Raw genomic sequence first — 13,204 nt, forward strand, 5'->3', positions numbered from 1 at the left:
CCGACTAGATCTGCGCGCCGTGCGCGGCGGGAAAAGAGGCGGCGGTCGCGCCGTGAACGGCAAACGGACGCGCGGCCGGAGCGACCACGAGATCGGCCAGATGCACGCCCTCGCCCTGTTCGACCACCTGGCCGAAATCGAGCTTGATGTAGCGGTCCGCGAGGTGGAAATAGCGATCGTCGTGCGTGATGACCAGCACCGTCTTGCCCTTCGCTTTCAGCTCGGGCAACAGGCGTCGGTAGAACACGTCCTTGAAGAGCGGGTCCTGATCGGCGGCCCATTCGTCGAACAGATAGAACGGCCGGTCTTCGAGATACGAGACCAGCAGCGCGAGACGCTTGCGCTGACCTTGCGACAGTTCGAGCGTGGAGAACGCGCCGTTCTCGATCTTGACCTTGTGCGAGAGCTGCAGGTCTTCGAGCAGTGCGTGCGCGGCGGCATCGACGTTGTCGAGCCGGATGCCGAGCAGCGTATCGAACAGGAAGAAATCGCTGAACACCACCGAAAAGTGCTGCCGGTAGGCGTCGCGCTGCGCCTCGCCGACTTCCTGGCCGTTGAGCAGAATGCGTCCGCTTTCCGGCGTGTAGAGGCCGACGATCATCTTTGCGAGTGTGGTCTTGCCGCTGCCGTTGCCGCCGATCAGGTAGACGAGTTCGCCGGGACGGAAACTCAGATCGACCGGCCCGAGCGTGAACACGTCGTTCTCTTTCTCGCGGAAATAGCGATGCGTGACGCCTTCCAGCACGATGCTATCGAATGAAGTGGCCTGCGCCGCCGCGACGGTATTCTCGACAGGCAGTTCGGCATTCAGTTGCTCGACCCGTTCGAGCGCGACCGCGGCCGTGCTGAGATTGGGAATCGCCGACAGCACACCTTCGATCGGCATGATCATGTACAGGAAGATCATCGCGTAGCCGGACATGACGTGCGGCGCCACCGGCACGTAGCGCGTCAGCACGAACAGCACGCAGCCGATAAAGGCGAAGAAGATGAAGCTGCCCCAACTCGCCGCGGCCGCATACAGCACGTAGCCGCGCGTGCGCTGCACGCGCACCGCTTCGACTTCCGTCGCCAGCGTGCCGTCGATGAATTCGCGCGTGCGCGCCCGATGCAGCTTCAGTTCCTTGGCGCCGTCGAACAGGGCGCGAAACTGACGCACCAGCGTGTCTTCGCGCTGCCGCGATTTACGCAGATGGAACACGCCACGCGTGTTGGCCAGATGAAAACCCGCCGAGCCGATCAGCACCGTCACGGCGGCGAACGCCAGCACCTGCCAGGACAGCATGCCGAGGTAGACCAGACAGCCGGCGATCACCGCGCCGTTCATCACGAGGCCGGGCAAGCCGACGAACAGCATGACGATCGAATCGAGATCCTGCGTCAGCACGCTGAGCGAGCGCGCCGATCCCTGCCGTTCGACATGCGCGAACGGCGCCGACGAAATACGGTTGATGGTCTTCATGCGCAGACTCGCCTTGGCATTCTGGCCGAGACTCATGAAGAGCGTTTGCGAGGCGGTCCGCGTGATCAGCACGACGACCCCGATCACGAGGAAACGCAAACCGAGTTCGACCAGCCGCTCGCGCGAGGCCACGAGGGCCTGGTTGATGAGCGCGACCATCGAGGCATTGCCGAAGCCGCTGACGAGGCTCATACCGATGGCTAGCAGCAAGCGCTGGCGCGAACCTTTAACCAGAAACCAGAGTGTGTGCATAGTGATCGAGTGAAGCTTTCCCGGAAAGTATTGTCATTGTTATCGTGCAGGCACACTCAAGGTGACGCGCTGCGACGGCTTTTCTGCGCGCTCGACATCGGCCGCGTCGAACGGCATGGTGCGCCATGCCTTGCTCGCGTAGTCGAGCGTGCCCTCGGCGCCCGACGGCGAGGCGGGGTCGTCGGATTCGGACGGCGCCAGCAAGGTCTTCGCGATCACTTGCGAGTTCGGACCGAAGCTGACGATCTGCATATAGCTGTTGCCGATCGCGTTGCCGTCCATCGACGCATGAGCGCTCTTACCGGCTTGCGCACCGACGCGAGGAATCGGACACGTCGAAACGAAATAGCCGATGTCGCTGCACCCGCCGAACAGGCCGACGCGTTGGCCGTTGCGGATCGTGAAGAGGTACGCGTCGGTCGGTGCGTCGACGGCGAGCCCCGCGCGCTGCAGCGCCAGCACGGCCGCGCCGAGCGCCTGAGCGACGCGCGGATCGTCGGCGTGCAAACCGGCCGGCGTGGACAGCGGCGCCGACAGCGAGAACGGCACGACATAGCGCTCAGCGAGCGGAATCGTTTCGACACGCGACCAGAAGGCTTCCCACAATACGGCGCCGTGTGTGCCGATTTCGGCGTCCGTCGGCCACTCGCGCAGCGCCTTGCAGGCTGCGCCGAGATGAACCTGTTGCGCCTCGGGCAGCACGGGCGAATCGAATCGATCGTGATCGACGCGCGTCACCGGATCCGCGCTCGCACAGACGCTTTGCAGGACCTGCGGCAGAAACCGCCGGGCGGTTAGCGTGTGCGTGTCGAGCACGCTGGCGCCCAATGCGTCGAGCGTGCGGCGCCCGGCCGGCAGCGCCATCCACGAAGCGGCAATCTCGTGGCCGAGTTGAGCGCGCAACGACAAGGGCGCGTGCGCGTCGCCGGTCACGCTGGGATAGCCGGACAAGGGTTCGCGCGGATTCGCGAGGCCGTAGCTGTTGTTCATGTTGGCCACATAGTCGGTGCGCAGCAGCGAGGCCATCTCAGCCACCGGCAGCTTGCCCGCATGCACCGAGTCCCGACTGGTTGGCCACTGGCAGGCCGCGCGCGAGCCGTCGAGAAACGGCACGCCGGGCAGCCTGGCGGCGACCGCGGCGCCGAGCGGCTGCGCGGTGCAACTCGCGGCGAACGCATCATCGACGTTCGGCATCGAGCCGATGTCCGCGAACCATGTGCGCGGATCGTCGCGGCCGATCGCGACCGTGTTCACCCAGGGCATCGCGGCAAAACGCTTTTGCGTCGCGATGAAATCGTCGAGCGAGGACGCCTGGCCCCAGCGAAGGAAATTCTCGAAGATCGCGTAGTTGTCCGCGTTCGAATCGCGCACCGCGAATGCCTGCTTGCCGTTCCACGCCAGAGCCGGCGACATGGCGCGCAGATCCACCACGGGGCCGAAGCGCGAGCGGTAGAACGAGCGCGTGACGGTTTGCAGCGTGCCGTCGGGCTGACGGGCGTCGACGGCGATCTGCTGTTGCGTCATGGCTTCTTCGCGGCCGTCGATCCGATAGACGGTCGGCTTGTCCGGCACCAGCGACAACTGGAACAACCCGAAGCGGCGCGCGCTCGACACGGTGTGCGTCCACGCCACGTTGCGGTTGTAGCCGATCATCACGACCGGCACGCCGAGAAACGACACGCCGCTCACGTCGAGCTGACCCGGCAGCGTCAGTTGCGCCTGGTAGAAGCGGTCCGGTCCTTGCCAGAACCAGTGCGGATTGCCGAACAACACGCTCTGCCCGGTGCCGGTCACCTGGCCGCCAAAGGCAATCGCATTGCTGCCCGCATCGGGTACGCCGCCCGCTTGAAGATAGACGTGATCGAGCCCGCTGCCGAGGCTGGCGACACGTTGCGGCGCCGCCTGGCCGAGTGGCCCGACCGGTGTCGCGGAAGCGGTTGCGGCGGGCGGATGAGAATCGGCGAGCGCGTCGAGAAAACCCGTATAGCCGCCGACGAAGTTCGCCGCGGCCAGACGCCTGTAGATATCGGCTTCGGAGATGTCGCGCAGCCACGGTTCGTTACGGCACGCGGCGTGCGCGTGCGTGTCCGGGTTCGCGCGCAAGGTCGCGACATAGCGGTTGTAGCCTTGCGCGAAGCCCGTCACGAGTTGCCGCAAGTTGTCCGGCTGATGCGCGCGGTAGGCGTCCGTCTGCTCCGGCCCATCGAGCAGACGAAAAAAGAAATCGGAGTCGAGATTGCGCGGCGCGCCGAGCGTGCCGGGTGCGACCGGTTTCGCATCGGGGCCGAAAAAGGCTGAACGTTCGCCACGGTAGGTGACGAACGCGTCGGCGAGCGTGCAGAGATTGTCCTGCGCCTGCGCATAACCATAACCGTAGCCAAGCCCGTTCCAGCTGCGGGCCTGAATATGCGGCACGCCGTCCGCCGTGCGGCGGATGACGACCTCGTCACCGGTTTGCGCATCCTGCGGGAACACCTGTTTCTGTGCGACGCAACCTGCCAGCACGGCAGGCACGGCAAGCAGACACGCCATGCGCCGGACCGCGGTCCGGAACCATGCATGAGCGGCACCTGCCTGCCGTCGGTGGGCCAATTGAGACAATACCGTGCCGGGCCACGACGCCCCGGCATCCTGCCGTTTAACACTTACCATTGATATCGGGCCGTTCCTATCACGGATCTGTCCGAACCGAAGTAACACTGCATGCCGCTGTTGCAGTACGCAATGTACTGACGGTTGAACAGATTGTTTGCGTTGACTGCAAAGCGCCAGTTGCGAATGTCGTAGTGGACCGCCGCATCCACGAGGAAGTGGCTCGGCACCTTGAACGTATTGCCCGGATCGCCGTACGTCGAGCTGATATAGCGCGCACCGCCGCCGAAGCCGAGACCGCGCAGATTACCCGCGTGCAACGTGTAGTCCAGCCAGAGCGACGCCATGTTGGTCGGATCGCCGCCCGGCGGTCGGCTGCCCACCGGCAGCGACGAGTCGCCGGTCCCGGCCGCCGTGACCGTCTGGTTCAGGAACGCATACGACGCGATCATGTTGAGGTTGTCGGTCAGCGCAAGGCGTGCTTCCGCTTCGAAACCGCGCGAACGGATCTCGCCCGTCTGATTCGTGAAGCCCGGATGGTCGTTGTCCGCCGTCTCGACGTTCTGTTGACGCAGATCGAATGCGGCCACCGAGAAGAGCGCGTTGTAACCCTTCGGCTGGTACTTCACGCCGATTTCGTATTCCTTGCCGCGAGTCGGTTCGAACGGCGAGCCGTTGAAGTTCGCGCCGGCATACGGCTGGAACGATTTCGCAAAACTCACGTACGGCGCGATACCGGATTCGAACTCGTAGTTCAGGCCCGCGCGATACGTGAAGGCGTGCTGCTGGCTGTTCGTGCCGGCGCCGTCGAGCGTATTGGTCCCGCGCACCCAGTCCTGGCGAACGCCGAGCGTCATGGTCCAGCGCTTGTAGCGCAACTGGTCCTGCGCATACAAGCCCAACTGCGTCTGCGCGATGTTCTGCTTGGTGCTGTCCGTCACGTACGGCACGTTGCTGTAGTTCGGCGCGAAGATATCGATCGTGCCGAGCCCAAAGCCGCGACTGATGCTGTCCATAACGCGCTCGACGTCGAAGCCGAACAGCACGGTGTGGTTGACCACGCCCGTGTTGAATTTGGCCTGGCCTTGCGTGTCGATCGTGATGTTGGTCAGATGCTCGTCGTTGTTGTTGGTGAACAGACCCGCCGTGCGCCCGTCGGCCGCCAGTGAACCGAAGATCGAGTTCTGGTAGTACTTGATGTCCTGACGCAGATAGCGCACGTTCTGACGAACCGTGAAGGTGTCGTTGAACGCATGCTCGAACAGGTAGCCGATCGTGAACTGCTGACGCTTGAGGCGGTCGGTATCGGGGTTGCCCAGGTAGTCGTGCGACGAAATCGTGCCGTTCGGGTTCGGCAGCACCGTGCCGGAGGCCGGCACCGGGTTGAACAGACCGCCTTGCGGATCGTCCTGATAGCTGCCGAGCAGCGTGAAGGTCGTGTCCTTGTTCGGGCGGAACGTCACCGACGGCGCGATCGCGATCCGCTGTTCCTTGACATGATCGGTTTGCGTGTCGGAGTCGCGCACCAGACCCGTCACGCGGTACAGAATCGTGCCGTTCTTGTCGACCGGGCCGCTCAAGTCGAACATGCCCTGATAGCGGTTGTTGTTGCCGATCTGCATCTGCACTTCGTGGAACGGATAATCGGTCGGCAGCTTGCTCGACATCAGCACGGCGCCGCCCGGGCTACCCTGCCCGTACAGCACCGAAATCGGACCGCGGACCACATCGATACGGTCGAGGAAGTACGGATCGACACGCGGCGACGCATACCAGGTCGTGCGCATGAGACGCATGCCGTCGAGGTAGGTGTCGTTGCCGAGATCGAAACCGCGCGCCGTGATCTGGTCGAAGCGAATGTCGTTGTCCTGAGTGGTGACGCCCGGCACATAGCGCAACGCGGCATCCACCGTTTGCGCGGCCTGGTCGTCCATCTGCTGACGCGTGACGACCGAAACCGACTGCGGCGTCTCGATCAGCGGCGTGTTCGTCTTCGAACCGGCGGTGCTGTGCCTGGCGACGTAGCCGAACGTTTCCGTGTCGCTGCTGCTCGGCGCCGTCACGACGACGGCCGGCAGTGTGTGGTTACCCGTGTTGCTGCCGGTCGTATTGCCGGCTGGTGTGGTGGTCTCCGGCGTGGCCTGCGCATGAGCGGCAGCGGCGGCGGTTAGCCACACCGTTGCCATCGCCCACTGCAGCCGCGTCATCCGATTCGTTCCCCGATCGCGCATCTCCAAACCCTTTCCAAGAGTGATTTACTGACGTGTAATTTTAATCGTAATGATAATCGTTCCTATTCCGTTTCGTAATTACTTGCGGAATGAAAACGGACATGGAATGATAAGTTCGGTTGGAACACGCTGTCTTGCCATCAAACATCGCGAAACGGACAAGTTTTGGCTGACAGCTATCAGGGAAAATATGGATCCGATCTGGAGAGAACAATTCGGCTTCGAGTATCGAAGGCAACCGCGCCCGGTCATGGCGCGCGGTTCGGCATACGCGAACGGCCACCGCGAAATCTGGCACTCGCATGAGCAGGCGCAGTTGTTTTATGCGGTGGAAGGCGCGGCCCGCGTGCTCACGCCGAAAGGTAGCTGGATGCTGCCGCCAATGCGCGCCATCTGGCTGCCGCCCGGCGTCGATCACGAAATCCACGCCATCGGCGAGGTCAATTCCTACAGCGCGTATCTGGAGCCCGACGCGGCGCCGTGGCTGTGGCCGACCTGCCGCGTGGTGCGGGTCAAGCCGCTGATGCACGAGCTGATCATGGCGCTGGCGCAAGAGCCGCCCGAATACGGCCCGGACAGCCTCGGCGCGCACATCGCGCCGCTGTTGCTGACGGTGCTGCGCGACGCGGAAGCGACCACGCAAGGCGGCTTGCCGCTGCCGAGCGATCGCCGCTTGCGGGCGATCTGCAGCCAGTTGCTCGCCGCGCCCGCCAACGACGACACGCTCGACGAATGGAGCGCGAACGTCGGCGCGAGCGCGCGCACGCTCGCGCGGCTGTTCCGCCAGGAAACGGGCTTGACGTTCGGACAATGGCGCCAGCAGTTGCGCCTCGTGGAAGCGATGTCGCGGCTGGCTGTCGGCAACCCGGTGTCGAAGGTCGCCGAGGAACTCGGCTATCAGAGCAGCAGCAGTTTCATTGCGATGTTTCGCCGGGAGATCGGCGAGACGCCGCAACGGCTGCTCAGGCGAAACTGAGCGTACGTTGCGGCGTGCGGGCGGTGAGCGCGCGGCCGGCGTTCACCGCTTGCCGCTCAGCGGCGCGCCGCGAACCAGGCGCGCAGTTCGTCGTGAAGCAAGGCTTGCCTCAGGATGGTCGAGTGCGCCGCGCTCACCAGCGTCTCCCGGTATTGACCGGCGGTGTGATGAGCCCAGTCGAGACGGCGCTCGGGTCCCACCTCGCTTTGCGCGGCCCGCCATAGCGTGATGGGGGCGACGATGCGCGGCAACGCGTGTTCGCGGAGCAATGCCACGTGATACGCGTCGACCCGCATGGCCAGCCGCAACGCGCGCGAAAACGCCGGCATGTCGGCGGATTCGCTGTCCGCCTCGGAGTGGTCGGCGCGCCCCTCGGACGAAGGCGGCAAGCTGAAATGCGAGGCGGTATCGCCAAGACCGACCAGGTCGACCGTCTCGCCCTGCGCTTCCAGACAGGCTGCCATTGCCACGGCAACCCGCCCGCCGAAGGACCAGCCGAGCAGCCGGTAAGGCCCGTGCGGCTGGACCGCGCGGATTCGCTCGACGTAATCGCGCGCGAGCGCCTCGAAGCTGCCCACCAACCATGTGCTGTCGGAGAACATCGGCGACTGGATCGCGTAGACGGTGGCCACGCCGTTGAGCGCTTCCGCGAGGTAACTGTATTCGGCGACCAGTCCGTATCCGGGATGGATACAGAAAAGCCGCCCCGGCGCGCGCAGGCTGTTCAGTGCCAGGAGGCCGGCGGGAAGTCGTCCATCCGCACGGAGCGGCTGCGTGACGTTGACCGCCGACTCGGCATTGAAGCGTTGAACCCAGATGCCCGATTCGTCGTCGACGTCGACAGCGTAGCGCGACGAGAAAAGGTGCGGCTCGGCGGGGGCTGCGCGCTGCGCGGAGGCGCCGGTGCTCTCGATCATCGCGAGCAGGTTGTGCTGGAAGCCTGCCGCGCACGCTTCGATTTCCGGTTGCGTGAGATGCGCAGTGCGATAGCGCCAGTTGATCTGGAGTTCGCCGCCGGCCACCAGCGCATCGAGTTGCAGCACCTTGACCTGCGCGTCCTGCAGATTCGCTTGCGCCGAATCGCCACCCGCTTCGTCGGCGAACGCAAAGCGCGATGAATCCGGCAGGCTCGCGTCGAACTGCCCGAGGTAGTTGAAGCCGACCCGCGCTCGCGGCAGGCCCGCGAGGGCTTCACGCACGGCCGGGTCGATCGCCCCGCGGGCTTCCAGCAGGCCCCAGTGCAGCCCGCGTTGCGGCACCGCGGCGAGCGACGCGCGCACCGTGTGCAGTGTTTGCGTCGGGTCGTCTGCCGTGGCTTCGAAGACCACCGGATAACGCGTCGTGAACCAGCCGACCGTGCGCGTCAGGTCGATGTCGTCGAGCACATCTTCCCGGCCGTGGCCTTCCAGTTCGATCAGCACGCGCGATTGCCCGCTGCGTTGCGACAGGGTTTGCGTGAGGGCCGCCAGCAGCAGCACTTCCGGCGTCAGGCCCGTGTTGCGGCTGCTGTCGTAGAGCAGGGCCGACGTGGTCGGTGCGTCCAGACGCAGCGTGTGGGTTTGCGTGGTGTGCGTTTGCGTGGCGCCAATTTGCACCGCTTCGCCCACCACCGTTTGCTCCGTTTGCTCCGTCTGCTCCGTCTGCTCCGTCTGCTCCGTCTGCTCCGTCTGCTCCGTCCGCAGCGCCGGCCACGGCGTCACCCCCGTCAGCCGCTGCTGCCACCAGCCCAGTTCCGCCAGCCGCTCGGCACGCATGCCGTACTCCTGCTGACGCACGCTCCACACGCTGAACGGTGTGCTGCGGGCGCCGATCCCGATCGCCTCGCCGCGCTCCGCCTGCTCATACGCCTGCTGCAACTGGTCGAGCAGGATCCGCCACGACACGCCGTCGACCGCCAGATGGTGGATCGCCAGCAGCACTCGCTGGCCGTGACGGCCTACGTCCAGAGACGCCGCCTTCAGTAGCGGACCGTTCTCCAGGTCCAGTTGCTGTTGCACCTGCGTGCAGGCGTCGTACAGCGCCCGCTCCCAGCCGTCGGCGTCGCCTACGCTGATCCGTTCGACCAGACGCGTGGCCGCCATCGCATCGACCGTGACCGGCGCCACGGGGACCACCCGTTGCCTCCAGCCACCCGTACCGGTTGTAGCTTCCGTCCCAGCTTCGCGCGCAAACCGCAACCGCAGCGCATCGTGCCGCGCCACCAGCACCTGCAACGCACGCTCCAGCACCGCCTCATCCAGACCACCCCGCACGCGGAGCAGCACCGCCTGATTCCAGTGCGACGGCGCCTGCGCAAACCGTTCAAAGAACCACTGCTGGATTGGCGTCAGCGGCACCGCTTCGTGCAACTCATCCTGCCCCGCCCCCTCGCCCTCGCCCGACTCCGACAGCGCCACCGCCACGCGCGCCTGCGCCTCGATCGTCGGATGATCGAACACCTGCTTCGGCGTCAGCCTCAGTCCCACCTGCCGCGCCTTCGCGATCAGTTGCAGGCTCACGATCGAATCGCCCCCCGCCTCGAAGAAGTTCTGCGTCACGCCAGGCGGCTGCGCCTCACGGCCCAGCACCGCCGCCCAGATGTCGCGCAACTGCGCTTCGCGCTCACTGCGCGGGGCCACGCTCTGCACTTCCTGATCCTCGCGCGGCGCCGGCAACGCGGCCCGGTCCAGTTTGCCGTTGGCCATCACCGGCAGATGCGCGAGCTTCATCCACCCGCCCGGCACCATGTACCCCGGCAGACGCGCCTGCAACGCCGCCTGCAGCTCCCCCGCCTGCGCCTCGCCCACCCAGTACGCCACCAGCCGACGACGCTCACCTTCCCCACGTAGCGCCACCACCGCCTGCTCCACTCCGGCACAGCCGCGCAACTGCACTTCGATCTCGCCCAGTTCGATCCGGTAACCGCGCAGCTTCACCTGCTGGTCCAGCCGCCCCAGATACTCGATGCAGCCATCCGCGCGCAGACGGCACAGGTCGCCGCTGCGATACAGCCGCTCGCCGTGACCGTACGGCGACGGCACGAAGCGCTCCGCGCTCAGTCCCGCGCGACCCAGATAGCCACGCGCGAGCGAATCGCCCCCGATGCACAACTCACCGAGCCCGCCCACCGGCACTTCATTACCGTACGCGTCCAGCACGCAGACACTGCGCCCCGGATACGCCACACCGATCGGCGCGCTCACATGGTGGATATCTTCGGGCTGCGTGCGTCGATACAGCGCCGCCACGCTCGTCTCGGTCGGGCCGTACAGATTGTCCAGCCGCACCGACGCCAGGCCGCCCCGGAACCAGCGCGCCAGCGCATCGCCCGGCAGCCCTTCGCCGCCCACCGTGATCTGCCGCAGCGCGGGCAGCGATTCACGCGAGGGCGCATCGCCCAGCCACTGCTGCCACAGCGCGGTCGGAATCCGCGAGAACGTCACCTGATGGGCCGCGAGGGCGCCGCTGAGCGCCTGCAGGTCCCACGCCGACGCGCCGCGCATGCACACGCGCCCGCCCATCAGCAGGGCGGGGAGCAGTTCGTGCAGCGCCACGTCGAAGTTGATCGTCGACGACTGCAGCAGCGTGTCCTGCGCCGAAATCCCGTAGGTCCCGATGAAGTCGTCCAGATGCAGCGACAGCGAACGCTGGCTGACCGCCACGCCCTTGGGCCGCCCGGTCGAGCCCGACGTGTAGATCACGTACGCCAGCTGGTCCGGATGGATCGACGCGCTACGCTCGCGCAACGCGCTCACGGCACGCTCATCGGGCGCAGCGCCTTCGTCCACGATCCGCACCTGCGCGCATCCTTCGAGCACCGACGCCAGCCGCTGCGCACTCGCCGCATCGACGATCACGCAGCGCACGCCCGCGTCCTCGATCATCTCGCGCAGACGGCCCTCCGGATAGGCCGGATCCAGCGGCACCTGGGCAGCACCCGCCTTCCAGATCCCCAGCAGCGCCGCGGCGAGCCCCGCCGAGCGCTCCAGACACACGCCCACACGATCCTCGTGCGCAATCCCCGCCTGCATCAGCGAGACCCCGAGCCGGTCCGCCCATCCATCGAGTTGCGCGTAGCTCACGCGCTCGTCCTCGCAGATCAGCGCAAGCTGCCCGCCACAGGACTGCGCCCGCGTCTCGAACCGCGACACCGTCGACGCATACGGATACGTTATCCGCTGCGCCACGCTTGATGCCCCCGCGCCCTCGTTCATCGACAGCTCGCACAGCCGCCGCTCGCCCGCCTCACAGATCTGCCCTAGCAACCCCACGTAGTGACCGCTCAACCGCTCGATCGTCGAGGCGTCGAACAGATCGACCGCGTAATTAAAGGTCAAGCGCAAACCGTCGCTGTCATCCAGCACGTTAAGCACCAGATCGAAACGCGCCGTTTTTGTCGACGCCGCTTCCGAGCGAATCGACAAGCCCGCCAGCTCCGTCTCCTCGCTGCGGCTCGCGACCTCGTAATTGAACAGGGTCTGAAACAGTGGCGAATGCGAGCGTTCGCGTTGCGGCTGCAAGGCTTCGACTACGCGCGCGAACGGCACGGCCTGATGCGCGTGAGCTTCGGCGATACGCTCGCCGACATGCGCGAGCAGTTCGCCGACCGTCATCGACATCGACAACTCCGCGCGAATCACCAGCGTGTTGACGAAAAATCCGACCAGCCCATGCGTCTCCGCGCGCTCGCGGCCGCTCACCGGCACGCCGACACAAAAGTCCTGCTGCCCGCTGTAACGCGCGAGCAGCACGCAGTACACCGCCAGCAACGCAGCAAACGGCGACACGTCGTGGGTGCGCGCAATGCGCCGCAACGCATCGGCCGTGACGCGCGGCACCGCGACCACGCAACGCGCGCCTTCCATGCTGCGATCGACCGTGCGAGCCCGATCCAGCGGCAACGCCAGCAGACTCCGTTCGCCGCCCAGCCGGTCGCGCCAGAAATCCAGTTCGGTATCGGCCCGACGGTCGCCGGCCCACTCGCGCTGCCATAGCGCGAAGTCCGCGTAATGCAGCGGCAACGGTTCGAGCGCGGTCTCCGCGCCGTGAGCGCCGGCCGCGTACAACTGCCCGAATTCGCGGCCGAGCAGATCCATCGACCAGGCATCGGTGACGATATGGTGCGCGGTGAATTGCAGCACATGCAGGTTGGGGGCCACACGCGTCAACACGACGCGCATCACCGGGCCACTCTCCAGATCGAACGGCTCGCGCGCCTGCTCGCCGAGGCGCCGCTGAAGCAGCGTGTCGTCGTTCTCCGGAGCGCTCGGTTCGCTCGCCGAAACATCCTCGAAACGCCAGTCGAAAACGGCCTCGCGCGAATCGGCAAACGGCGCGGGCAAACCCATCTGAAACGGCACGCCCTGATCCTCGCCGAAGCGCGAACGCAGACTTTCATGCCGCACCGCGAGCCGCTCGAAAACGCCGCGCACGGCATCCGGGTTCAGCGCGCCGGCCATCCGCACCGCGCGCGACACGTTGTACGCCGAACTCGACGGATCGAGCCGCCACATGAACCACAGACGCTCCTGCGCATGCGAAAGCGGCGCGCGCCCCGGCCGCGGCGACAACGCGACGATCGGCAGCCGGTCGACCGGCAACCCCTTGTCGGCCGCGCGCTGGCGGAACACCGCGCGCTTGTCCGCGGGCAATGCCGCGTACTGTTTAGCCAACCCCAGCATTTCATCCTGACGTGCGGAACTCACACTCATT

5 protein-coding genes are annotated in these 13,204 nt (G+C 65.9%); 1 reads left to right on the forward strand and 4 read right to left on the reverse strand.

Features of this window, described 5'->3' with window-relative positions:
* Positions 1–4: 4 nt before the first annotated feature.
* The 3 genes from GGD40_RS25735 to GGD40_RS25745 form a co-directional block, all read right to left on the reverse strand.
* A complete protein-coding gene (locus GGD40_RS25735) occupies positions 5–1,714 on the reverse strand; it encodes a cyclic peptide export ABC transporter (protein ID WP_179745541.1) in 1,710 nt (569 codons plus the stop codon).
* Between the two features lie 39 nt (positions 1,715–1,753).
* Positions 1,754–4,246, reverse strand: coding sequence for a penicillin acylase family protein (locus GGD40_RS25740; RefSeq protein ID WP_257030577.1), 2,493 nt, complete (start codon positions 4,244–4,246; stop codon positions 1,754–1,756).
* Between the two features lie 113 nt (positions 4,247–4,359).
* Positions 4,360–6,513, reverse strand: a complete 2,154-nt coding sequence (locus tag GGD40_RS25745) for a TonB-dependent siderophore receptor (protein ID WP_179745543.1) — start codon at positions 6,511–6,513, stop codon at positions 4,360–4,362.
* A gap of 274 nt (positions 6,514–6,787) precedes the next feature.
* Between GGD40_RS25745 and GGD40_RS25750 the strand changes: the two genes are divergently transcribed.
* The gene (locus GGD40_RS25750) at positions 6,788–7,513 is read left to right on the forward strand and encodes an AraC family transcriptional regulator (protein ID WP_257030578.1); all 726 of its coding nucleotides are present in this window, start codon (positions 6,788–6,790) and stop codon (positions 7,511–7,513) included.
* 56 nt (positions 7,514–7,569) lie between these two features.
* Here GGD40_RS25750 and GGD40_RS25755 read toward each other — a convergent pair whose 3' ends face one another.
* On the reverse strand, positions 7,570–13,203 hold the full coding sequence (locus tag GGD40_RS25755; RefSeq protein ID WP_179745544.1) for a non-ribosomal peptide synthetase: 5,634 nt from the start codon (positions 13,201–13,203) through the stop codon (positions 7,570–7,572).
* Position 13,204: the final 1 nt, after the last annotated feature.

Source organism: Paraburkholderia bryophila (assembly GCF_013409255.1).
Taxonomy (GTDB): Bacteria; Pseudomonadota; Gammaproteobacteria; order Burkholderiales; family Burkholderiaceae; genus Paraburkholderia.

Coding starts and splice junctions, on each gene's coding strand:
- GGD40_RS25735 (WP_179745541.1), bottom strand. CDS start 1,714: ATGCACACACTCTGGTTTCTGGTTAAAGGTTCGCGCCAGCGCTTGCTG.
- GGD40_RS25745 (WP_179745543.1), bottom strand. CDS start 6,513: ATGACGCGGCTGCAGTGGGCGATGGCAACGGTGTGGCTAACCGCCGCC.
- GGD40_RS25740 (WP_257030577.1), bottom strand. CDS start 4,246: ATGGCGTGTCTGCTTGCCGTGCCTGCCGTGCTGGCAGGTTGCGTCGCA.
- GGD40_RS25755 (WP_179745544.1), bottom strand. CDS start 13,203: ATGAGTGTGAGTTCCGCACGTCAGGATGAAATGCTGGGGTTGGCTAAA.
- GGD40_RS25750 (WP_257030578.1), top strand. CDS start 6,788: ATGGCGCGCGGTTCGGCATACGCGAACGGCCACCGCGAAATCTGGCAC.